This is a genomic window from Leifsonia sp. Root4, assembly GCF_001425085.1.
GTDB lineage: Bacteria > Actinomycetota > Actinomycetes > Actinomycetales > Microbacteriaceae > Microterricola.
Genome location: NZ_LMDN01000002.1, coordinates 355,702 through 378,277 on the forward strand (window position 1 = coordinate 355,702; position 22,576 = coordinate 378,277).

At 68.0% G+C, this 22,576-nt stretch carries 17 protein-coding genes; 11 read left to right on the forward strand and 6 right to left on the reverse strand.

Features of this window, described 5'->3' with window-relative positions:
- Positions 1 to 153 precede the first annotated feature (153 nt).
- From ASC66_RS07815 to ASC66_RS07845, 6 genes are all read left to right on the forward strand, one after another.
- The gene (locus tag ASC66_RS07815; protein WP_082492138.1) at positions 154 to 2,181 is read left to right on the forward strand and encodes a primary-amine oxidase; all 2,028 of its coding nucleotides are present in this window, start codon (positions 154 to 156) and stop codon (positions 2,179 to 2,181) included.
- 131 nt (positions 2,182 to 2,312) lie between these two features.
- The gene (locus ASC66_RS18080; protein ID WP_157509697.1) at positions 2,313 to 3,170 is read left to right on the forward strand and encodes a hypothetical protein; all 858 of its coding nucleotides are present in this window, start codon (positions 2,313 to 2,315) and stop codon (positions 3,168 to 3,170) included.
- Positions 3,083 to 4,495 carry an aldehyde dehydrogenase family protein gene (locus tag ASC66_RS07825; RefSeq protein WP_055837303.1) on the forward strand — a complete coding sequence of 471 codons (1,413 nt, stop codon included), beginning with the start codon at positions 3,083 to 3,085 and terminating at the stop codon, positions 4,493 to 4,495. Before ASC66_RS18080 ends, ASC66_RS07825 begins: the two co-directional genes overlap by 88 nt.
- A 152-nt stretch (positions 4,496 to 4,647) precedes the next feature.
- Positions 4,648 to 5,433, forward strand: a complete 786-nt coding sequence (hpaH, locus tag ASC66_RS07830; protein WP_055837306.1) for a 2-oxo-hept-4-ene-1,7-dioate hydratase — start codon at positions 4,648 to 4,650, stop codon at positions 5,431 to 5,433.
- Positions 5,418 to 6,242 carry an aldolase/citrate lyase family protein gene (locus ASC66_RS07835; RefSeq protein ID WP_055837309.1) on the forward strand — a complete coding sequence of 275 codons (825 nt, stop codon included), beginning with the start codon at positions 5,418 to 5,420 and terminating at the stop codon, positions 6,240 to 6,242. Before hpaH ends, ASC66_RS07835 begins: the two co-directional genes overlap by 16 nt.
- 161 nt (positions 6,243 to 6,403) lie before the next feature.
- Positions 6,404 to 8,179, forward strand: coding sequence for a thiamine pyrophosphate-binding protein (locus tag ASC66_RS07845; protein WP_082492139.1), 1,776 nt, complete (start codon positions 6,404 to 6,406; stop codon positions 8,177 to 8,179).
- Positions 8,180 to 8,197: 18 nt separating this feature from the next.
- On the opposite strand, the gene ASC66_RS07850 is transcribed toward ASC66_RS07845, so the two are convergent.
- The gene (locus ASC66_RS07850; RefSeq protein ID WP_235496766.1) at positions 8,198 to 9,040 is read right to left on the reverse strand and encodes an EamA family transporter; all 843 of its coding nucleotides are present in this window, start codon (positions 9,038 to 9,040) and stop codon (positions 8,198 to 8,200) included.
- Positions 9,041 to 9,255: 215 nt separating this feature from the next.
- Here ASC66_RS07850 and ASC66_RS07855 point away from each other — a divergent pair, with 215 nt between their 5' ends.
- The 5 genes from ASC66_RS07855 to ASC66_RS07875 all read left to right on the forward strand — a co-directional run bounded on the left by ASC66_RS07855 (position 9,256) and on the right by ASC66_RS07875 (position 15,882).
- Positions 9,256 to 10,788 (forward strand): fumarylacetoacetate hydrolase family protein, encoded by a 1,533-nt coding sequence (locus ASC66_RS07855; RefSeq protein WP_055837317.1) that lies wholly within the window; start codon positions 9,256 to 9,258, stop codon positions 10,786 to 10,788.
- The gene (locus ASC66_RS07860) at positions 10,785 to 11,513 is read left to right on the forward strand and encodes a GntR family transcriptional regulator (RefSeq protein ID WP_055837320.1); all 729 of its coding nucleotides are present in this window, start codon (positions 10,785 to 10,787) and stop codon (positions 11,511 to 11,513) included. Before ASC66_RS07855 ends, ASC66_RS07860 begins: the two co-directional genes overlap by 4 nt.
- 6 nt (positions 11,514 to 11,519) lie before the next feature.
- Positions 11,520 to 13,019, forward strand: coding sequence for a 5-carboxymethyl-2-hydroxymuconate semialdehyde dehydrogenase (gene hpaE / locus ASC66_RS07865; protein WP_055837324.1), 1,500 nt, complete (start codon positions 11,520 to 11,522; stop codon positions 13,017 to 13,019).
- Positions 13,020 to 13,091: 72 nt separating this feature from the next.
- Positions 13,092 to 14,201: a 3,4-dihydroxyphenylacetate 2,3-dioxygenase gene (hpaD, locus tag ASC66_RS07870; protein WP_055837327.1), complete on the forward strand. Its 1,110-nt coding sequence runs from the start codon at positions 13,092 to 13,094 to the stop codon at positions 14,199 to 14,201.
- Between the two features lie 196 nt (positions 14,202 to 14,397).
- On the forward strand, positions 14,398 to 15,882 hold the full coding sequence (locus tag ASC66_RS07875; RefSeq protein WP_055837330.1) for a S10 family peptidase: 1,485 nt from the start codon (positions 14,398 to 14,400) through the stop codon (positions 15,880 to 15,882).
- Between the two features lie 72 nt (positions 15,883 to 15,954).
- On the opposite strand, the gene ASC66_RS07880 is transcribed toward ASC66_RS07875, so the two are convergent.
- Genes ASC66_RS07880 through ASC66_RS07900 form a run of 5 tightly spaced genes read right to left on the reverse strand, consistent with a single transcriptional unit; the run spans position 15,955 to position 22,503 of the window.
- Complete coding sequence (locus ASC66_RS07880; RefSeq protein ID WP_055837331.1) at positions 15,955 to 17,169, reverse strand: M20 metallopeptidase family protein; 1,215 nt, start codon at positions 17,167 to 17,169, stop codon at positions 15,955 to 15,957.
- A 1-nt stretch (position 17,170) separates the two neighbouring features.
- The gene (locus tag ASC66_RS07885; protein WP_055837334.1) at positions 17,171 to 17,974 is read right to left on the reverse strand and encodes an ABC transporter ATP-binding protein; all 804 of its coding nucleotides are present in this window, start codon (positions 17,972 to 17,974) and stop codon (positions 17,171 to 17,173) included.
- Positions 17,974 to 19,920 (reverse strand): dipeptide/oligopeptide/nickel ABC transporter permease/ATP-binding protein, encoded by a 1,947-nt coding sequence (locus tag ASC66_RS07890; protein ID WP_055837337.1) that lies wholly within the window; start codon positions 19,918 to 19,920, stop codon positions 17,974 to 17,976. Before ASC66_RS07890 ends, ASC66_RS07885 begins: the two co-directional genes overlap by 1 nt.
- Positions 19,917 to 20,930 carry an ABC transporter permease gene (locus ASC66_RS07895; RefSeq protein WP_082492140.1) on the reverse strand — a complete coding sequence of 338 codons (1,014 nt, stop codon included), beginning with the start codon at positions 20,928 to 20,930 and terminating at the stop codon, positions 19,917 to 19,919. The genes ASC66_RS07890 and ASC66_RS07895 overlap by 4 nt, the downstream gene beginning before the upstream one ends.
- A 4-nt stretch (positions 20,931 to 20,934) precedes the next feature.
- Positions 20,935 to 22,503: an ABC transporter substrate-binding protein gene (locus tag ASC66_RS07900; RefSeq protein WP_055837340.1), complete on the reverse strand. Its 1,569-nt coding sequence runs from the start codon at positions 22,501 to 22,503 to the stop codon at positions 20,935 to 20,937.
- Positions 22,504 to 22,576 lie beyond the last annotated feature (73 nt).

The following is a 22,576-nucleotide window of genomic DNA, read 5'->3' on the forward strand; positions in this document are numbered from 1 at the left end:
CACTTGACTGTGTGCGCGCGACGGGCGCGTCCCGCGCGCACAGTCAAGGGGAGCACACTCGCAGACAAGAGGGCGTGCCCCGCGGAGCAGATACTGGTGGAGGTAGCTATCGCAGCGCCGCCCATCCTGGCGCCGCACCTCGAAGGAACTGCAATGTCGCACACGCCCGAAAACCTGCTCTCGTCCGCAACCGCACACAGCCACGGCACAGCCTCGAGCGAGCCCGGCGAGGTCCGGCATCCGCTCGATCCCCTGACCGCGGCAGAGCTCACGAGCGGCCGCGCGATCCTCCTCGCCGCTGGCCTGCTGGGCGAGACCGTGCGCTGCGCCCAGGTGCTGCCGGTCGAGCCAGAGAAGGACGTCGTCGCCACGTTCACCGATGGCGACCCGATCGAACGCCGCGTGCACTACGTGCTTCTCGACACCGCAACCGGCACGGCATCCGAGGCGGTCGTGTCGATCACGGCCGACAGCGTGGTCGAGCACACAACACTCGGCAACGACCAGCCGCCGTACGGCCAGCCGCAGTACCTCTTCGAGGAGTACGACCGCGCCGCCGAGATCGCCAAGGCCTCACCGGAGTGGCGGGCGGCGATGACCCGTCGCGGCCTCGCCGACCGCATCGAGCTGGCGTTCTGCGCCCCGCTGGCACCCGGCTTCTTCGGCCGCGACGACGAGGTCGGGCGCCGAGTCATCCGCTCGCTCACCTTCCTGCGCGACACTGAGCTCGACAGCCCGTGGGCGCACCCCGTCGAGGGTCTCATCGTGCACATCGACCTCACCGCCAACAGCGTGATCCGCGTCGAGGACGAGGGCGATGTTCCCGTCCCGGCCGCCTCGGGCAACTATGGGGCGGATGCCGTCGGCCCGGCCCGCACATCACTCAAGCCGATCGAAATCACCCAACCGGACGGCCCGAGCTTCCACGTCGACGGCTCCCACGTGGAGTGGGAGAACTGGAAGTTCCGCGTCGGATTCAACGCCCGCGAGGGGCTCGTGCTGAACTCGGTGAGCTTCCGTGACGGTGACGAGGACCGGCAGGTGCTGCACCGGGCGAGCGTGCCTGAGATGGTCGTTCCCTACGGCGACACCACGGCGACGCGATTCTGGATCAGCTACTTCGACGCGGGCGAGTACCTGCTCGGCAAGAACGCCAACTCGCTCGCACTCGGCTGCGACTGCCTCGGCGTCATCCACTACTTCGACGGCGTCGTCGCCGACGATCACGGCCACCCGGTGAAGATCCCGCAGGTCGTCTGCATGCACGAGGAGGACTACGGGATCCTCTGGAAGCACACCGACCTCAACGGTACGAGCGAGGTGCGCCGCAGCCGCCGGCTCGTCGTCAGCTACTTCTCCACCATCGGCAACTACGATTACGGCTTCTTCTGGTACTTCTACCTCGACGGCACCATCCAGGTGGAGGCCAAGGCCACCGGCATCGTCTTCGCCGGCGCCGGGCACCCGGGCGAGCGGAACCCGCACGCACCAGAGATCGCACCCGGCGTCTTCGCTCCCGTGCACCAGCACCTGTTCTGCGCGCGCCTGGACGTCGCAATCGACGGCGAAGACAACGTGCTGCACGAGGTGGACGTCGTCGGCATCCCGACAGGAGAGAATAACCCTTACGGCAACGCCTTCACGTGGGAGAGCACCCCACTCACGAGCGAACTGCAGGCGCAGCGCCTCGCGGCCCCTGCCGCCGGCCGCACCTGGGAGGTGCAGAGCGCGCACCGCACCAACCATGTCGGCGGGCCGACCGCGTACCGACTGCACCCACAGGGTGGTCCGACGCTGATGGCCCAACCGGAGTCGACGGTGCACGCCCGTGCGAACTTCGCCACCAAGCACCTCTGGGGCACGGCGTTCGACGCCGCGGAGCGCTTCCCGGCCGGCGACTACCCCAACGCTCACCAGGGTGGCGACGGACTGCCCCGCTGGACGGCGGCCGATCGCGACCTCGACGGCACCGACATCGTGCTCTGGCACGTCTTCGGCCCGACCCACGTTCCGCGCCCGGAAGACTGGCCGATCATGCCCGTCGACTACTCCGGCTTCCTGCTCAAGCCGCACGGCTTCCTCGACCGCAACCCCGCGCTGGACCTGCCGGACGGCGCGGCCACGGCGGCGGCAGGCGCCTGTTCGAGCACGGGCGGCGGCGACTGCCACTGCGAGCACTGAGCGACACCGCCGTTCCGGCCCCGCGTACATCCATCGGTGTATGCGGGGCCGCACACATACCGCACCGCGGTACCACGCACGCGGGCCGCGCGGCCGATGTGGTGGCTCAGGGTGCTTCCTACCGTTGAGTAGTGCTCTTTTCTCCCGCAACCCCCGCCTCCTCCTCTCTGACCCCGTGGCTCCGGCATCCGGCTGCAGCCGCCATGCGGCTCGGCGGTGCCGTCACGCTCGTGCTCGCCCTCGGCATGATGTGGTCGGCGCGCATCGTGTTCGATGGCAACACCTATGTGAGCGGCCTCGGCGCGCACAGCGAGATCACCGCCGTGGCCTTCAACATCTCGCTCGGTCTGGTGGCCGCCGGCGGTGCGCTCTGCGCGGGCGGCCTCTGGGGGCCCGGCAGAGGACGCGGCCTGCTCGGTGCGTGGGCGGTGAGCACCAGCCTCCTCGCAGCCAGTTCGATGTTCGCCGTCGGAGCAACGGTTCCCTGCAGCACCAGCTGCCCCATTCCGCTGACCCCGGCAGCCGGCATGCAAGACCTCGTTCACACGACGGCCGCCGTCATCGGTTTCGCCTTCGCCGGGGTCGCGATCCTGCAGACCCTCCGCATCGATCGCAGCTACGCCCTGCTGGCCGCGCCCAGCATCCTGCTCGTGATCGTCGCATCGGCCACCGGCGGCATCCTCTCGCTCGCCGGTGCCGCCACGGCGCTCGGCGGTTGGCTGGAGCTCATCGCGACGACCGCCGCCCTGCTCTGGCTCGCCGGGGTCGCCGCCGTCACGCATCGCCGGGTGATCGCAGCGGATGCCGTTCGCGCATCGTCAACTCTTGTGCCGCATCGGTCAAAGCCGTGCTGCGATGCCGACCTATCGTGGGGACAGACCGGACTCACAGTGGAGGACCCATGCACAGCTACGACACACTTCTCGCGGCAATCACCGCGCAGCACGGATCGACGCGCGAGGTCCATGATCCCGCGACCGGTGCACTGATCGGCACCGCCCCTCTGCAGGATGTCGCAGAGCTCGAGGCGGCGATCGATCGAGCGGTCGCCGCGCAGACCGCGTGGGCCGCGCTGGCAGACGAGGAACGCAGCCGTTACCTGCACCGCGCCGCCGACGCCATCGAGGCCGCGGCCGAGCCGCTCGCCGAGCTGCTGTCGCGCGAGCAGGGGAAGCCGCTGAACGGCCCGAACGCGCGTTTCGAGGTCGGCGCATGCGCCGTCTGGTTGCGTGCCGCGGCGGACACCCCCCTGCCCGTCGAGGTGATCGTCGACGACGGCGAGAACTACGCAGAACTGCACCATCGCCCGATCGGCGTGGTCGGCGCCATCTCCCCGTGGAACTGGCCGATGATGATCTCCATCTGGCAGATCGCTCCGTCGCTGCGCATGGGCAACACGGTCGTCGCCAAGCCGGCCGAGACGACGACCCTCTCCGGCCTCGCCCTGGTGGCGGTCATGAACCAGGTGCTGCCCGATGGCGTGTTGAACATCGTCGCCGGCCCCGGCAGCACCGTCGGTGACGCCCTCACGAGGAGCCCACGCGTGGGCAAGATCATGTTCACCGGCTCGACCGGGGTCGGCAAGCGCATCATCGAGGCGAGCGCGCACAACGTGACGCGACTGACCTTGGAGCTCGGCGGCAATGATGCCGGCATCGTGCTGCCCGACGTGGATGCCGCGGCGATCGCCGCCGACCTGTTCTGGGGCGCGTTCATCAACACCGGCCAGACGTGTGCCGCCCTCAAGCGGCTCTACGTGCACGACGCCGTCTACGACGACGTTCTCGAGCATCTCGTCGCCTTCGCCAAAGACATGCCGATGGGTGTCGGCCTCGACGAACAGAACGTGCTCGGCCCGCTGCAGAACCGCGGTCAGTACGAGATCGTCGACCGCCTCGTCGAATCGGCCAAGGCCTCCGGCGCGCGCGTCGTTCTCGGCGGGGACCCCGACCACGGCGCCGTCGGCAACTTCTACCCGACAACGATCGTCGCCGACATCGATCCGCACAACGAGCTCGTCACCGAGGAGCAGTTCGGCCCGGCCCTGCCGGTGATCCGCTACTCAGACCTCGATGACGTGATCGCTCTGGCCAACGAGCTGGAGTTCGGACTCGGCGCCTCAGTGTGGTCCGCCGATCGCGACGCGGCCAGGACGATCGCGGCACGCCTGGAGGCGGGAACGGTGTGGATCAACTCACACGGCGGCCTGCACCCCATGGTGCCATTCGGCGGCGCGAAGCAGTCGGGCTACGGCCGGGAGTTCGGCGTCGCCGGGCTGAAGGCCGTCGCTGAACCGCAGGTCGTCAGCGGCTAGATCGCCACGCCCGTGGCGAGGGTGCGTGCATGCCGCGCGCCCTCGCCTCGTTGACGTTCTCCCCACACGGCCGCGCCATCGTATACGATCGCACTGACGCAGCAAGCAACGTGTCGCCGACAAGGCAGTCACCGACAAAGGAATGGTGCCCAGTGCTGGAACCCTCACGAATCGCGGCCATTGCCGACGAACTTCTCGATGCTCATGAGACGCGGGGCATCGTGCCGCTGCTGACCGCACGCAACCCCGACATGACCGTCGAGGACGCCTACGCCGTGCAGAGCCTCTGGGCCGAGCGCCGCGCGGCATCCGGCCACCGCATCGTCGGCAGGAAGATCGGCCTCACCTCCAAAGTGATGCAGGTCGCGACCGGCATCACCGAACCCGACTACGGCGTGATCTTCGACGACATGGTCTACGAGAACGGCTCGACGATCCCCTTCGACGACTTCTCGAATGTGCGCATCGAGGTCGAGCTGGCCTTCGTGCTGGCGAAGCCGCTGAGCGGCCCGCACTGCACCGTCTTCGACGTGCTCTCCGCCACCGACTACGTCGTCCCGGCTCTCGAGATCCTCAACTCGCACATTGAGATGGCCGGCCGCACGATCGTCGACACGATCTCCGACAACGCCGCGATGGGCGCCATGGTGATGGGCGGCAACCCGGTGAAGGTGGATGCCGTCGACCTGCGTTGGATCGGCGCTCTGCTCTACCGCAACCAGACCATTGAGGAATCGGGGGTCGCGGCCGCGGTGCTGAACCACCCCGCGAATGGCGTGGCCTGGCTCGCGAACAAGCTCGCCCAGCACGGCTCCAGCCTCGCGGCCGGCGACATCGTGTTGGCCGGATCCTTCACCCGCCCGATGTGGGTGGAGCGCGGCGACACCGTGCACGCGGACTACGGACAGCTGGGGGCGATCACGTGCCGATTCGAGTAGACGGCGGATTCACCCCGGGCGGCGAGCCGACGCTCCGCGATGTGCTCGCCGGCGCCGACCGCGCCCAGATCGGCCTGTGGGTCTGCTCCGGCAGCCCGGTCGCGGCCGAGATCTGTGCGGGAAGCGGCGTCGATTGGCTGCTCATCGACGCCGAACACGCGCCGAACGGGCTGGAATCGATCCTCGCGCAGCTGCAGGCCGTCGCTGCCTACCCGGTGACCCCACTCGTGCGGGCACCGATCGGCGACACCGTCATCATCAAGCAGCTGCTCGATCTCGGAGCGAAGAACCTGCTGATCCCGATGGTCGACAGCGCCGAACAGGCGGCGGGCCTCGTGGCCGCCACACGCTACCCACCGGCCGGTGTGCGCGGGGTCGGCTCTGCGCTGGCGCGTGCGTCGCGCTGGAACCGCATCGACGACTATCTCGGCGGCGCGGCAGACCTGGTGTCACTCTTCGTGCAGGTCGAGACGGCGACCGCCGTCGACAACGTTGCCGCGATCGCGGCGGTCGACGGCGTGGACGGGTTGTTCATCGGGCCATCCGACCTCGCCGCATCGATGGGCTTCCTCGGCCGGCAGGATCACCCGGAGGTCGTCGCGGCCGTCGAGCACTGCATCCGCGAGGTGAAAGCGGCGGGCAAGCCCGTCGGCGTCAATGCCTTCGCGCCCGCGACCGCCGATCGCTACATCGCTGCCGGAGCCGATTTCGTCTCGGTCGGGGCCGACGTGGCGCTGTTGGCGCGGGCCTCGGAGGCTCTCGCCGCGCGCTACATCGCGCCGAGCGGCGACGAGCGCGCCAGCTACTGACCGGCGCTGTAGAGCTACCGCGCTGTGCTTTAGACTGATCGCGTCAGACGGCAGTGCCGTCGCGTTCTCAAAAGGGACGCTGAGCGATGGTGTGCACCGCAGCACAGTCCTCGTGAGACATATACGGACGTAGAAACCCGCGATATGCCTCAAGGATCACCATGAACTCTGTTTCGACGAACTCTTTTTCGACCACCGGCGCAACCGCGCCCCACTTCTCGGCCCCCGCCTCGAGCGCGAGCAGCTCGACATCCGGCACCCGCAGCGCGCCATCCGCTGCCGTCGCCGCACCGACGGTGTCCGCCAGGGTCGCCGAGGCCATCGCCAGCCAAATCAGCGATGTCTTCGGGCTCATGGGCAACGGCAACGCCTACTTCATCGATGCGCTCAGCGGCACCGGAGCCGCGTTCACCGCGGTACGACACGAGACCGCGGCCGTGGCCGCCGCCGACGCCTACTATCGCGCCGGAGGACGCATTGCGGCCGGCACTGTCACCTACGGCGCCGGATTCACCAACACGGCCACCGCCCTGGCCGAGGCGGCGCAGGCGCGCATCCCGCTCGTTCTCGTCGTCGGCGAGGCGCCGACGACGGGCCTGCGCCCCTGGGACATCGAGCAGAGTTCCTTCGCGGCGTCACTCGGCGTTCCGACCATCGTCGTGAACGCAGCGGATGCCACGCGCCAGACCATCCACGCCATCGAACGCGCGTTGGCCCGCCGCTCCCCCGTCGTGCTGGCCATCCCCTACGACCTCGCCGCCGCCCCGAGCTCCGAGCACAGCGGCGACGCCACACCGGTCGTTCGGGCGCCGCACCCCGTGCGCCCCGACCCCATCGACACGGATGCCGCCGCCGCCGCGATCGCCGCCGCAGAGCGCCCGCTCCTCCTCGCCGGCCGGGGTGCATGGGCCGCGGGCGCCGGCGAGGCGCTCGGCCGTCTGGCGGAGCTCAGCAGCGCCGTGACCGCGAGCACGGCGCTCGGCCGCGGCATCTTCCCCCGCGCCGAGTTCGACCTCGGCGTGACCGGCGGATTCGGCCAGGAGGACGCGATGCACCTCGTCGGCAGCGCCGACGTCGTGCTCGTCGTCGGCGCGAGCCTCAACCAGTTCACCATGCAGTTCGGTTCGCTCATCCCGGCCGGCACCACCGTCATCCGCATCGACGACGAGGAGCGCAGCCACCCCATCGTCACGCACTTCGTGCACGGCGATGCCCGGCTGGCCGTCGAGGCGATCGCCGACCGCATCGAGCGACTGCAGTCGAAGCCGTCCGGCTGGCGCGAGTCGGTTGCAGGCCTCCGCGACGGTAGCCTGCGCGCGCGGCCGACGGGAGAGGTGGCGCTGCCGGACGGGCAGCTCGACCCCCGCCTGATCGCGACGCGACTGGCGGCGCTGCTGCCGGAGGATCGGGTCGTCGTCTCGGACGGCGGCCACTTCATCGGCTGGGCCAACATGTACTGGCCGATCGCCTCGCCGAACCGCATGGTGATGGTCGGCACGGCGTTCCAGAGCATCGGCCTCGGCTTCCCGAGCGCGGTCGGTGCCGCCCGCGCCCTGCCGGAGGCGACCCTCGTCGTCACCACCGGCGACGGCGGAGGGCTCATGGCGCTCGCGGATCTCGACTCGGTCATCCGCACCGCACGGCGCGCGATCATCGTCGTCTGGAATGACGCGGCCTACGGCGCCGAGGTGCACGTCTACGGACGCCTCGGCCTCGGCCAGGGCCCGATGCAGATCGAGCAGGCGGATTTCGCCGCGCTCGGCCGGGCACTCGGGGCGCGCGGCAGCGTCATCCACTCGCTCGCCGATCTGGCCGAGTTCGAGCAGTGGCTGGCGGATGAGGGCGCCGGCACCTTCGTGCTCGACTGCCGCGTCTCGCCGAGCATCGTCGCGCCGTTCCAGGACGAGATCTACGAGGTCAACGCCCGCAAGCACTGAGCGTGTGCGCGGGGGCCATCACCCGCCCAACCGGATCGCGACGATTCCGCTGACCGCGACCACGGTCGCGGTCAGCCGCCACGGGCTGAACCGTTCACGGAAGACGAGATAGCCGATCACACCGGCGGCGAGCACGCCGGTCTCCCGCAGCGCCGAGACGACGGCCAGCGGTGCAAGCGTCTGCGCCCACACAACGATCGTGTAGGCGACGAGCGAGAGGATGCCGCCGATGGCTCCCATCGGCGCATGCCTGCGCATGCCGCGCAGCATCTCGGCGCGGTCACGCGAGAGCAGGAAGCAGACGATCGGGATGCTCACCCCCTGCAGTAGGAAGAGCCACGCCGCGTAGCCGAGCGGTTCGCCCGAGAGCCGGACACCCATGCCGTCGATCACCGAGTAGGCGGTGATCGTGACGCCGACCGCGACGGCCATCCAGGTCCCTCCCCCACCCTTGCCACGCGGCGACCATGACAGCGCGAACAACGATGCGGCGACGACGGCGACACCGCCGAGCTGTGCCGGCGTCATCTGCTCGCCGAGCAGCGTCGTCGAGAACAGTGTCACGCCGAGCACGGCGATGCCGCGGGTGAGCGGATAGGTACGGCCGAACTCCGACTTCGCATACGCCGCCGTCAGCAACACGAGGTACAGCGTCTGTACGGCGGCCGACACGAGAATGTACGGCCAGACCTCCGCCGGGGGGAACGGCAACACGACACAGCCGATCGCTCCGACGACCAGATAGACCAAGCCGATCAACGCCGACGACACCAGCCGAGCCGGAATCGCCTTGGCGATGGCATTCCAGATGCCGTGCAAGAGTGCGGCTGCGAGAACGATGAGCAGGACGGTTCCGCTCACATCGACACTCCGACGGTGGGGGCAGTGATCATTCGCGTCCGCGCTCCTTCAGTAATGTTTGCGTTGCCATTACCTTATCCATGCGGTGAACGTTGTGCGAACGATTCGTGAATTCCACGTAACATCCCCGCCGCGGCGAGCGCTCGGCGACACGGGGCTTGCATCGACCGCCAGATCGTATATCATTTGGAATAACGTAGACGACGAGGATGTCCATGAACGCAGATCTCACGAGCCGACCGGCCGAGGCCACGCCCGCCACCACGGAGGGAATCCCAGGAACGCCCGGCAAGATCATCGCCGTGCACCTGAACTACCCGTCCAGGGCGGCGCAGCGCGGTCGCGTTCCGGCCAAGCCCTCATATTTCCTCAAGCCGGCCAGCTCCCTCGCCGCATCGGGCGACACCCTTGAGCGCCCCGCCGGCGCCGAACTCCTCGCCTTCGAGGGCGAGATCGCGATCATCATCGGCCGGCGCACCCGGCGCGTCTCCCCCGCCGAGGGGTGGGCGGCCATCTCGGGCGTGACCGCCGCCAACGACTTCGGCATCTACGATCTCCGCACGGCCGACAAGGGCTCGAACCTCCGCTCCAAGGGCGGCGACGGTTTCACTCCGCTCGGCCCGCGCGTCATCCCGGCCGCCGCCGTCGACCCCGCCGGACTGCGCGTGCGCACCTGGGTCAACGGCGCTCTCGTGCAGAACGACACGACAGCCGAGCTGCTCTTCCCCTTCGGCCAGCTCGTCGCCGACCTCTCCCAGCTGCTCACCCTCGAGCCGGGAGACGTCATCCTCACCGGAACGCCGGCCGGCTCCTCCGTGGTGCTGCCGGGCGATGTCGTCGAGGTCGAGGTCGACGCACCGGATGCCGCAGGCACTCCGAGCACCGGCCGACTCGTCACCACGATCACCGAGGGCCGGGCGGCGTTCGGTGACTTCGGCAGCACGCCGACCGTCGACGATCTGCAGCGGATCGAGGCGTGGGGCAGCGAGGACGAGCACGCCGCGGCCGTCGCGGCCGGACGCGCCAGCGCGCTGGAGGCGGCATCCGCCTTCGAGCTCAGCGACGAGCTCACCCGGCAGATCAACGCGGTCGCCGTTGCCACCCTCTCCGTCGCCCTGCGCAAGCGCGGCTACCACGACATCTTCATCGAGGGCGTCTCGTCCAACCACCCGGGCGCACGGCTGCTCGGGCGCGCGAAGACGCTGCGCTTCATCCCGTTCCGCCCCGATCTCTTCGCCAGTCACGGCGGCGGCTTCAACGCCCAGAAGCTCGCATTCGACACCGTCGAGGCCGGAGAGGTGCTCGTGATCGAGGCCCGCGGCGAGCGCGGCACCGGCACCGTCGGCGACGTGCTGGCCCTTCGCGCCCAGGTGCGCGGTGCGGCGGGCATCGTCACCGATGGCGGCGTGCGCGACTTCGACGTCGTCGCCGGTTTCGACATCCCCGTCTTCTCGCAGGGCGCGCACCCCAGCGTGCTCGGGCGCCGGCACGTGCCGTGGGAGGTGGATGTGACCATCGCATGCGGCGGTGCGGCCGTGCAGCCTGGCGACGTGATCGTCGGCGACGGCGACGGCGTCATCGTGATCCCTCCGCAGCTCGTGCACGAGGTCGTGGCCGAGGCGCTCGAACAGGAACGTCAGGACGCCTACGTGGCCGAGCAGGTCGCGAGCGGCGCCGCCGTCGACGGGTTGTTCCCCATGAACGCCGCCTGGAAGGCACGCTACGACGAATGGGAGGGCCCCCGATGACCGCCGTGACAGCCGAGCCGACGAGCGAGGACACCACGCTGAGCAAGGCCCAGCGCTCCTACCGCTACATCCGCGAGCGCATCAATGACGGCCGTTACGTTCCCGGCTTCCGACTGGTGCTCGGCCAGATCGCCAAGGAGCTCGACGTCAGCGTTGTGCCGGTGCGCGAGGCGATCCGCCTGCTCGAGGCCGAGGGCCTCGTCACCTTCGAACGGAACGTCGGCGCCCAGGTCGCCATGATCAAGGAGACCGAGTACCTGCACACCATGCAGACGCTCAGCATCGTCGAGGGCGCTGCGACCGCGCTCTCCGCCCCGTTCATCACGCCGGAGCACATTGCGCGGGCACGCGCCATCAACGAGCGCATGATCGCCTGCCTCGACGACTTCGACCCGCACAACTTCACCGCCCTCAACCTCGAGTTCCACTCGGTCCTGTTCGAGGAATGCCCCAACCCGCACATCCTCGAGCTGGTGCACCGCGGCTGGAACCGGATGAACGTTCTGCGTGACTCCAGCTTCAGTTTCGTACCGGGCCGAGCGAGGGCATCGGTGGAGGAGCACGAGGGAATCCTCAGACTTCTCGAATCGGATGCCGCCCCCATCGAGATCGAGCTCACCGCCAGGGCCCACCGCACAGCCACCCTCGACGCGATGCTCGCCTACCAGGCAGAACACAAACGACCAGAACCGCGCCAGACCACGGCCTCAGCAACGGAGATTTGAGAAACCATGAGTCACTACATTCCCGAGAACCTGCCCGCTTCGATCCAGCACTTCATCGACGGGCAGTTCGTCGACTCGGTCGGCGGCGAGACCTTCGACGTGCTCGACCCCGTGTCGAACGAGAGCTACGTCCAGGCAGCCGCCGGCCAGAAGGCCGACATCGACCTGGCCGTCGCCGCCGCCAAGCGCGCATTCGACAGCGGCCCGTGGCCTCGGATGCTGCCACGCCAGCGCTCGCGGATCCTGCACACGGTCGCCGACCTCATCGAGGCCCGCGATCAGCGTCTCGCCGAGCTGGAGACCTTCGACACCGGCCTGCCGATCACCCAGGCGCTCGGTCAGGCACAGCGCGCCGCGGAGAACTTCCGCTTCTTCGCGGACCTCATCGTGGCCCAGAGCGACGACACCTACAAGGTCCCCGGCCGCCAGGTGAACTACGTCAACCGCAAGCCGATCGGCGTCGCCGGCCTGATCACCCCGTGGAACACGCCGTTCATGCTCGAGTCGTGGAAGCTCGCACCCGCGCTGGCAACCGGCAACACGGTCGTGCTGAAGCCGGCCGAGTTCACACCGCTCTCCGCCAGCCTCTGGGCGGAGATCTTCCGCGAGGCCGGCGTGCCGGACGGCGTGTTCAACCTCGTCAACGGCCTCGGCGAGGAGGCGGGCGACGCGCTCGTCAAGCACCCCGACGTTCCGCTGATCTCCTTCACCGGCGAGAGCCGCACCGGCCAGATCATCTTCGGCAACGCCGCCCCGTTCCTCAAGGGGCTCTCGATGGAGCTCGGCGGCAAGTCCCCCGCCGTCGTCTTCGCCGACGCCGACCTCGAGGCGGCCCTGGACGCCACCGTGTTCGGCGTGTTCTCGCTGAACGGCGAGCGCTGCACCGCCGGCAGCCGCGTGCTCGTCGAGCGCTCGATCTACGACGACTTCGTCGCCCGCTACGCGGCCCGCGCGAAGGCCATCGTCGTCGGCGACCCGCACGACCCGAAGACCGAGGTCGGCGCGCTCGTGCACCCCGAGCACTACGAGAAGGTCATGAGCTACGTCGAGATCGGCAAGACCGAGGCTCGCCTCGTGGCCGGCGGAGGGCGCCCGGACGGGCTGCCGACCGGCAACTACGTCGCGCCGACCGTCTTCGCCGATGTGTCGCCGGATGCCCGCATCTTCCAGGAGGAGATCTTCGGACCCGTCGTCGCCATCACGCCATTCGACAGCGACGAGGAGGCGCTCGAGCTCGCCAACAACACCCGCTACGGGTTGGCCGCGTACATCTGGACGAACAACCTCAAGCGCGCGCACAACTTCTCGCAGCAGGTCGAGGCCGGCATGGTGTGGCTGAACTCGAACAACGTGCGCGACCTCCGCACCCCGTTCGGCGGCGTCAAGGCCTCCGGTCTCGGTCACGAGGGCGGGTACCGCTCGATTGACTTCTACACCGACCAGCAGGCCGTGCACATCACCCTGAACGAGGCGCACTCGCCGCGCTTCGGCACCGGCGGCCGTTAGCCGGCGCTCCCGGCATCCGTCCACCCCAGATTTCGACTCGCAGATTCAGCTCAAGGAAGAGAAAGCACCACCATGACCGAACCCGTCATCACCGATTCCAGCCCGATCCCCGCACCGGTAAACCGCGTGCCAACGCCCACTTCTCCCGCCCCCGACATCCTGCGCTGCGCCTACATGGAGATCGTCGTCACCGACCTCGCCGCCTCGCGTGAGTTCTACGTCGACGTGCTCGGCCTCGTCGTCACCGAGGAAGATGCGACCACGATCTACCTGCGCAGCTTCGAGGAGTTCATCCACCACAACCTCGTGCTGCGCCAGGGCCCCGTCGCGGCCGTCGCCGCCTTCAGCTACCGGGTGCGCACGCCGGAAGACCTCGACCGGGCCGTCGCCTTCTACACCGAGCTCGGATGCCGCGTCGAGCGCAACACCGCCGGCTACACCAAGGGCATCGGCGACTCCGTGCGCGTCGAAGACCCGCTGGGCTTCCCCTACGAGTTCTTCCACGACGTCGAGCACGTCGAGCGTCTGGCGTGGGCGTACCACCTTCAGACACCGGGCTGCCTCGTGCGTCTCGACCACTTCAACCAGGTCACGCCGGACGTGCCCCGCGCGGTCGCTTACATGGAGGACCTCGGCTTCCGCGTCACGGAGGACATCCAGGACGAGGCGGGCACCACCTACGCCGCATGGATGCGCCGCAAGCCCACCGTGCACGACACGGCCATGACCGGCGGCGACGGCCCGCGCATGCACCACGTCGCCTTCGCCACGCACGAGAAGCACAACATCATCGCGATCTGCGACAAGCTGGGGGCCCTCCGCAAGTCGGACACGATCGAGCGCGGCCCGGGCCGCCACGGCGTCTCGAACGCGTTCTACCTGTACCTGCGCGACCCGGACGGCCACCGCGTCGAGATCTACACGCAGGACTACTACACGGGCGACCCCGACAACCCCGTCGTCACCTGGGACGTGCACGACAACCAGCGCCGTGACTGGTGGGGCAACCCGGTAGTGCCGAGCTGGTACACCGACGCATCGCTCGTGCTCGACCTGGACGGGCAGCCGCAGCCGCTCGTGACACGCACCGACGACTCCGAGATGGAGGTGACCGTCGGCGCCGACGGCTTCTCCTACACCCGCAAGGAAGACGGCGACTTCAAGCTCGGCCACACGCTCTAGTCGCCGACACGCTCGCACGGTTCGCCATTCGATCGGTGCGGGCCCGCACACCGTGCAGGGGCCCGGGATATATCCCGGGCCCCTGCACTTTTCTCGGGCCGCGGGAAAAGCAGGACACAGCCGAGCGGGAATCCATTATATTGATTAACAGTATTAGCCGCGGTCGGACCGACCGCTCGAGCGAACGGATCCCTTTGTGAACGACTCCAGCGCCGCGCATTCGGCGGAGCAGCCCCCCGCCCCCGACTCCGAGACGTTCACGAGCTCTGCCCAGAGCATCGTCCTCGGCGGGCGCACCGTCGACTATCGGGCCGGTGCAGGCACCGTGATCGTGCGCGACGACGAGCACCGCCCGCTCGCCAGTGTCTTCTACATCTCGTACGTCGCCGAGCGCCGCGAGGGCGAGCCCCGCCGCCCCGTCACCTTCTTCTTCAACGGCGGGCCGGGTTCGGCCAGCCTCTGGCTGAACATCGGCGGGTTCGGCCCCAAGCGGGCACCCACACGCACCCCCGAGGCCACTCCCCCCGCACCGTACGTGGTCGGCGACAACCCGCACAGCCTGCTTGCGCAGAGCGACCTCGTCTTCATCGACGCTCCGGGCACCGGTTACTCCCGCCTGATCGGCGACGCCACACCGGACGAGCTGTGGGGCGTCGACCAGGATGTCGATGCCTTCGCCAGGGCGATCACCCGGTACCTGACGATCACCAACAACTGGAATGCCCCGCGATTCCTCTTCGGCGAGTCCTACGGCACCACGCGCGCCGCGGCCCTCGTGCACAAGTTGCAGAACCAGGGCCTCGACTTCAACGGTGTTGTTCTGCTCTCGACGATGCTCAACTGGGGCGAGAACCACCTGGGGGCCGATCAGGGCTTCATCAACATGCTGCCGTCGTTCGCGGCCAGCGCCTGGTACCACGGCCGCGCGCGCACCGATGCGACATCGCTCGAGGCCTTCCTCGATGAGGTACGCGACTTCGCCCAAGGCCCGTTCGCCGAGGCGCTGCAACGCGGCGACCGACTCACGTCCGACAAAGAGCAGCTCGTCGCCGCGCAGCTCAGCGCCTACATCGGGCTCGATGAAGAGATGCTCCTGAAGAACCGCTTCCGCATCGGAATGGAGCAGTACCGCTACGCGCTGCTGGCCGACGAGGGCCGCGTCATCGGCCGCTTCGACACCCGCTTCACCGCCGACCACCAGTACGTCGTCGGCAACGGCTCACACGACCCAGCTACCGACGACGCGGCAACGGCCGGTGTGAACAGCGCGCATCTCTCCACGTTCCGCGAGCACCTGGTGAGTGACATCGGCTTCACGAGCGAGCTGCACTACCGCCACCTCTACAACATGCCGATCTCACGCGCCTGGAACTGGTACCACAAGGCTCCGGGCATCGACGCTCCGTCGCCGGTGCCGGACGTGTCGATCGATCTCTCCGCCGCCCTGCGCCGCAACACCAACCTCAAGGTGTACGTGATGGGTGGCTACTACGACCTGGCCACGCCGTTCTTCGGCGCCGAGTTCGACATCTCCCACCTCTACCTTGCCCCTGCCCTGCGGGAGAACGTGCGCTTCTCGTTCTACGAGTCCGGGCACATGACGTTTGTCGACGAGGGCGAGATCGTGCGTATGAAACGTGACCTCGACGCCTTCTACGCCGACGCCACCGCCACGCGCTGACGCGCCGGTCTCCACAACGCGAAAGCCGCGATCCCCGCTCGGGGATCGCGGCTTTCGCGTTGCCGCTCGCGGCTACTCGGCCGGCCGCAGGCGGGCCATGGCCAGCTGCGCCAGCGCGGCCGCCTGGTCGGCCAGCACGGCGTCGTCGAAGACGACATCCGGCGAGTGATTCGGTGCGATCGAGGAGAGGTCGGCATCTGGCGGCGAGGCACGCAGGAACATATAGGTACCCGGCACCTGCTCCAGAACGTACGAGAAGTCCTCTGAGCCCATGACCGGGTTGGGGGTCAGCCAGACGCGTTCCTCGCCGAATGTGTCGCGCAGCACCTCGAACACCCCGGCCGTCGTGGCCTCGTCATTGACCGTCGCCGGGCACAACAGGCTCAACTCGACCTCGGCCGTGCAGCCGTGTGCTGCGGCGATCTCGGAGACCAGGCGCGGCAACTCGGACTGCACCTTCTGCTGCGCCGCTGCCGACAGCACTCTGATCGAGGCGCCGAGCGTGGCGGTGTCTGCGACGATGTTGCGCGCAGCGCCGCCAGCCCTCAGCTGCGTGACCGTGAGCACGACGGGGTCGAAGACGTCGAAGCGACGGGTCACGAAGGCCTGCATGGCCGTCACGAGTTCGGCGACGACGGGAACCGGGTCAACGGTCAGATGCGGCGCGGAGGCATGGCCGCCGCGGCCGAGGACGGTGACCCCCAGCTCGAGCGACCCTGCCATGATCGGCCCCGGTCTGGTCGAGAAGATGCCGTACTCGCCGGGCACCACGTGGATGCCGTACGCGGCGACGGGGACACTCCCGCTCAGGAGCAGCAGGCCTTCCTCGATCATCATTGCCGCGCCGTCGCCAACCTCCTCACCCGGCTGGAACATGAACAGCACGTCGCCGGCGAGCTCATGTCGGTGCGCATGCAGAAGCTGGGCTGCACCGACCAGACCCGCGACGTGCAGGTCGTGCCCGCAGGCGTGCATGACGTCGGCATCCGCCGCATAGTCGAGGCCGGTCCGCTCCCGCATCGGCAGAGCGTCCATGTCGCCGCGCAGAAGCACGGTCGGCCCTTGACCTCCTCCTCTCAATACGGCGGCGACCGAGCCGAGCGCCGAACCGAGCGTGATCTCAAGTTCGAGTGGCGCGAGCGCGTCAAGGATTCTGGCCTGGGTGCGGGGAAGCTCCAGACCGAGTTCAGGGTCGGAGTGGATCTCGCGCCGCAGCCGCACAAGTGCGGGAAGCAGCGTGGCGGCCTCGTCGACGAGGCCGCTCATCGCTGTCGCTTTCGCTGTCATCTCATGCGCCCAAGCTCTGCAACAGACGGTCGCCACCCGCGTTCTCGATGCGAGGGATCGCCTCGATGAGGGTCTGCGTGTACGGGTGCTGCGGGTTCGCCACCAGCTCCGCCGATGGGCCGTGCTCGACGATGCGCCCATTGCTCATGACGGCCGTCGTATCGGCGATGTAGCGCACGGCGGCCAGATTGTGAGTGATGAACAGCATCGACAGCTGCAGCTCGCGCTGTAGATCACGGATGAGGTTGAGCACAGAACCCTGCACCGATGCGTCCAGCGCCGAGGTGATCTCGTCGGCCACGATGAGCTTGGGTCGCACTGCGAGTGCGCGGGCGATCGCAACGCGCTGGCGCATGCCGCCCGACATCTGGCTGGGGTACTGGTCGATGGCGTTTGCCTTCAGGCGCACGAGATCGAGCAGCTCCATCACGGAGGCCCGGCGCGCGGCGCTGCCGGCGTCGGTGTGAGTGAGCAGCACTTCGTCGATCGCATCGCCGATCGTCATCCGGGGGTTCAACGATGAGTACGGGTCTTGGAAGATCATCTGTACCTGCGTGGCCCGGCGACGCCGATCGACGCCGCGGGAGGCCAACAGGTCCTCCCCGTCGAGCAGCACGGTTCCGGATGACGCCTTCTGCAGCCCCGCGATCGTGCGGGCGACGGTCGACTTGCCGGAGCCGGACTCCCCGACCAGCCCAACGATTGTGCCGTGCGGAACCGCGAGCGAGACGCCATCAACAGCATTGAATGCGCTGGACCCGTGGCCGAAGGTCACGACGAGGTTGTCAACTGTGAGCTCGGCCATCAGACCAACGCTCCTTCCGATTCGCGGCGGTCTGGTGCTCCGCCGGTGTCGCCGCTCTCGGCGACATCCTGAGGGTGCCAGCAGGCAATGCGACCGCCATGCCGATGCTCCAGCATCGGCGGCGCCTCGCTGCGACAGCGCTCAGTCGCGAATGCGCACCGCGCGGCGAAGCCGCATCCGACGAGAGGGAGCGAGAGGTCCGGCGGCTCGCCGGCGATCGTCGCCAACGGTTTCGTCAGATCGGTCTCGAGATCGGGCAGCGATGCCGCCAGCGCGCGCGTGTATGGATGGGCGAGCTTCTCGGGGTCGGCGAGCAGCCGAACGTCGACGTCCTCGACGATCCGGCCCGCATACATCACGAGGATGCGCTGGCAGAGCTCGGCGAGGACCGCGATGTCATGCGAGACGACGATGGCGGCCGCCCCGGTCTGTTTGCATTCGCGGCGCAGCAGGGCGAGCACACGTTGCTGCACCGTGACGTCAAGCGCTGTCGTTGGCTCGTCGGCGATGATGAGCGAGGGCTTGCCGATCTGAGCCATGGCGATGAGGGTGCGCTGACGCATTCCGCCGGAGAACTCGTGCGGGAATTGTTTCGCCCGCCGCTCCGGGTCGGGGATGCTGACGTCGGCGAGCGCGGCGACCGCTTGCTCGTTCGCTGAGCGACCGGAGGCGTTGGCGTGCACACGGGGAATTTCGGCGAGCTGGCTGCCGACCCTCTTCGCCGGGTTCAGCGCCGTCAGGGAGTCCTGGAATACGACACCGATCGACGTCGTCAGCGTCTTGCGAAGCTCCGCGGGCGCCAACTCGAGCAGGTCCTGCCCGTCGAAGTTCAGCGTGCGCGCGGTGACGCCGGCACCCGACGCGGCGAGCTGAGCCACGGCCATCATTGTCACGCTCTTGCCGCTGCCCGATTCACCGACGACGCCGACGATCTCACCGGGGGCGATCGAGAAGCTCACATCCTGCACCGGGCGGATCCACCCGTGCTCGCCGGGGAACGCGACGGACAATCCGTCGACGGTGAGCAGTGGCTTCGATGCGCTCGTCGGCGCTTCAACGGCCGCGACGCCTTCGACGCGCGGCGGCGCGCCGAGCTTGCGCCGAGACATCACGCGACCACCGCCGTGGTTACGCATGTGGCCTGCGAGTGCCTCACCCAGCATTCCGAACGTGATGCCGGCCACAACGACGGCAACGCCGGGCCCGACGACCGCGGTCGGCATGCTGTAGACCTGCTCGAAGCCCTCGCTCAGCATGCGACCCCAGTCATATTCCGGTGGCTGAATTCCGACACCAAGGAAGCTGAGGCTGGAGAGTGCGAGCAGCCCGCCACCGATGGAGATCGTGACGTTCACGATGACCGGTTCAGCAATATTCGGCATGATGTAGCGCGTGAACTGGCGGGAGCGGGAGATTCCGAGCATCCGAGCAGCGGCCAGATACTCCGATCCGCCGACGCGGGAAGCCAGCGTCTGGGCGAGTCGGGCGAAGGAGGGCGTCATGGTCAGGGCGAGGGCGATGATGGCAGTCGTGGATCCTGCGCCGAGCAGGATCACGGTGAGCATGGCGACGAGGAGCACCGGGAATGCGAGCCAGGTGTTGATGACGCTGGCAAACCATCTCTGCGCGCGAGGCCCGAGCACGACGGGCAACGCGCCAATGGCGAGACCGGCGACGGCTCCGATCAGAGTGGCGATGAGGGCCATCCCCAGGGAGGTTCTCGTTGCGACGAGTGTGCGAAGCAGCAAGTCCCGGCCAAGGCTGTCAGTGCCGAGCGGATGCTCGGGGCTCGGCGGCTGCAGCAGCGCATCGGGGTTCGGGGTTGACGCCTGCTCGCCCCAGAGGATCGGGGCGACGATCGCGAGCACGATGAACAGTGCGACGATCGTGAGCGACGCGATCGCCATCGGCGATCGGAAGAACGTGGAAGAACGGCGTTTCGTCATGCGGTGTCCAGAAGTGTGGTGCGTCGGTCGAGCACAGAGAGAACGAGGTCGACAACGAGGTTGACGACGAGGATGATCACGGCGTAGACGATCGCCAGGCCTTGCACGATGCCGTAGTCCTTGGTCACAATCGCCTGCACGAAAGCTGTGCCGAGGCCGGGCCAGTTGAACACCTGTTCCACGAGCACGCTTCCCGCGATCATCGTTGCCAGCAGCGTGCCGCCGAGGGTGAGTGTCGCGGTGAGCATGTTGGGCAGTGCGTGCCGGAAGTAGATCATCCAGCCGGGCAGGCGCTTGGACCGCGCGGTACGCACGTAATCCTCAGAGAGGGAGTTGAGAGCCTCGACGCGCGCGATGCGCGACAACGCCGCCGACGACCCGATGGCCAGTGCGAGTACGGGCAATACATAGGAGGCCGCACTGCTGTTACCGGCAACCGGGAAGATCGGCACCGTGATGGCGAAGATCACGACGAGTGCGACCGCGAGCAGATACTCCGGGACAGCGGCGAAGAATCCCGTGATGCCGGTGAACGCGAGCTCGGTGTCCCGTCGACGGCCGCCCTGCGTGAGGATCGCGACCGCGAGGCCCAGCGGCACCGCGACGAGCAGGACGACCAGGAACGCCAGGCCGGCGAGCTCGAGGGTGGCCGGGAGGCGGTGCTCGACCAGTTCGGTGACGGAGCGCCCGGTGATGAGGGAAACGCCGAGATCGCCGCGGAAGATACCGGTGAGGTAGTTCCAGAACTGCACGATGATCGGGTCGTTCAGACCGAGTTGCTCGCGTCGGGCCTGCACAACGGCCTCGTCGGCCGTCGCCCCGAGCGCAGAGCGGACGGGGTCTCCACCGGCCATGCGGAGCACGAGGAAGGCGGCGCTGACGATGACGAACAGAGCGACGAGCATGCGCCAGATCCGTCGCAGGAAGAATGTTAGCCACCGGTTGCGGTGGCGGCCCCCGGAGGGGGCCACCACCACGGTGTCCGGTTGGACGGTGAGCGGAAGTGTCATTCCGCTACTTTGTCAGCCGGAAGGTGGTCGGCGAGACGATCGTCTTGGAGAGCGAGAACTCCAGTCCGGCTCCGTACATCGTCGACGTGGACGAGTAGACCGGCAGCACCTCGAGGTTCGAGAACAGAGAGTCCTGAGCTGCCTGCCACGCGTCGCAGCTCGCGTCGCCGGCGATCGTCTGTGCCTCTGCAGCAAGAGCGAAGTATTCCTCGTTGCTGTTGTAGGTCCAGTTCCCGCCGTTCGGCGGGAACTCGCCGGAGAGAATCCCCTGCCAGTCGCTCGGCAGGCTCGTGTAGATCGGAGCCCAGACCATGTCCCAGTCTCCGCCCTGGAAGATCACGTCGGTGTATGACGCCGACGGGGTCGGGACGGCGTCGACACCGATCTTCTTCAGCTCGCTCTGCAGCAGCTCAATCGCGGCGGTGACGCCCTGGCTCTCCTTGGCCGGGTAGAGCATCAGCATCGTAAGCTTCTTCCCGTCCTTCACCCGGTAGCCGTCTGCGCCGACTGTCCAGCCTGCGCCGTCCAGTGCCGCAGCGGCGGCGTCGAGATCGTAGGCAGGAATAGACGCCGAGCTGTCCATCGTCGTACAGGCGGCCCCGAACGACGAGACCAGGCTGACGATTTGCTCGCCTCGGCCGGACGACGAGACCTTCCCGACCGCGTCGCGGTCCGTTGCGGCGGCAATGCCTTCACGCACGGCTAGGTCGTGGCCTGGGCGGCCCTCCGCCTGGTTGAAGAAGATCAGGCCGGGGCGCAACGGAACGTCGATGGTTGTGGTGAAGTCCTCGGTGTTCAATCGATCCCGTTCCGCACCGCCCACCGTGGCCAGCTGAATCTCGCCGGATTGGAGGAGATTGGCCTGTGTGGAATCGGTGCCGACGACCTGCACGTCGACGCTCGTGGGAAGACCCTCGGTCTCCGAGGTGACCCCGTTCGCGCCCCAGGTGTAGTCGTCGCGCAGCGTGAACGAGTAGCTCTGACCGGGCGAGGACGTCTCGAGCACATATGCACCGGTGCCGAACTGCTGGTCGTTCAGTTTCGATGGGTCGGCGAGCCCGGAAGCACAGACGATCGACAGAGCGCCGATGGTCTGGCTGAGAAAGCTCTGCGGCTGATCGCTCGTGAAGGCGATGGTCCCCGCGGCGTCGTCCGCTTCGATCGTCAACCCGGATGCCGGGAAGTACACGCCTTTGTATGGCGACCCCGTCTCTTCCGCCGCGGCGTAGTCGAACGTCGCCTTGACGTCGCTCGCCGTCAGAGCGGACCCGTCCGTGCAGGTGATCCCGTCCTTGAGCGTGAAGACGACCTCGGTCGGAGACTCCTCCCAGCTCTCGGCGAGAAGGCCGACTGCCGGCTCCCCCGGCGGGAAGGCGAGCAGCGATTCGTACCCGAATGAGGCAATCTCTTCACCGGCCTGCGTGGCATTGGTGATTGGATTGATTGCACCCGGGTCAGAACTGATCGCGAAGGCGAGGGAATCGCCAGCGGCGCCGCTTGCTCCCGCGCCGGTACAACCAGTGAGAGCGACGGCTGTCACCCCCAGAACGACAGCGACGATGCTCCGTTTCATGGTGTTCCTCTCGATTGGCGGCGCATGTCCGCGCCGATGCTGCTAATGATTATTATGAATATTCTTGTTAGGC

Coding starts and splice junctions, on each gene's coding strand:
- ASC66_RS07815 (WP_082492138.1), top strand. CDS start 154: ATGTCGCACACGCCCGAAAACCTGCTCTCGTCCGCAACCGCACACAGC.
- ASC66_RS07825 (WP_055837303.1), top strand. CDS start 3,083: ATGCACAGCTACGACACACTTCTCGCGGCAATCACCGCGCAGCACGGA.
- ASC66_RS07845 (WP_082492139.1), top strand. CDS start 6,404: ATGAACTCTGTTTCGACGAACTCTTTTTCGACCACCGGCGCAACCGCG.
- ASC66_RS07855 (WP_055837317.1), top strand. CDS start 9,256: ATGAACGCAGATCTCACGAGCCGACCGGCCGAGGCCACGCCCGCCACC.
- ASC66_RS07860 (WP_055837320.1), top strand. CDS start 10,785: ATGACCGCCGTGACAGCCGAGCCGACGAGCGAGGACACCACGCTGAGC.
- hpaE (WP_055837324.1), top strand. CDS start 11,520: ATGAGTCACTACATTCCCGAGAACCTGCCCGCTTCGATCCAGCACTTC.
- hpaD (WP_055837327.1), top strand. CDS start 13,092: ATGACCGAACCCGTCATCACCGATTCCAGCCCGATCCCCGCACCGGTA.
- ASC66_RS07880 (WP_055837331.1), bottom strand. CDS start 17,169: ATGACAGCGAAAGCGACAGCGATGAGCGGCCTCGTCGACGAGGCCGCC.
- ASC66_RS07885 (WP_055837334.1), bottom strand. CDS start 17,974: ATGGCCGAGCTCACAGTTGACAACCTCGTCGTGACCTTCGGCCACGGG.
- ASC66_RS07890 (WP_055837337.1), bottom strand. CDS start 19,920: ATGACGAAACGCCGTTCTTCCACGTTCTTCCGATCGCCGATGGCGATC.
- ASC66_RS07895 (WP_082492140.1), bottom strand. CDS start 20,930: ATGACACTTCCGCTCACCGTCCAACCGGACACCGTGGTGGTGGCCCCC.
- ASC66_RS07900 (WP_055837340.1), bottom strand. CDS start 22,503: ATGAAACGGAGCATCGTCGCTGTCGTTCTGGGGGTGACAGCCGTCGCT.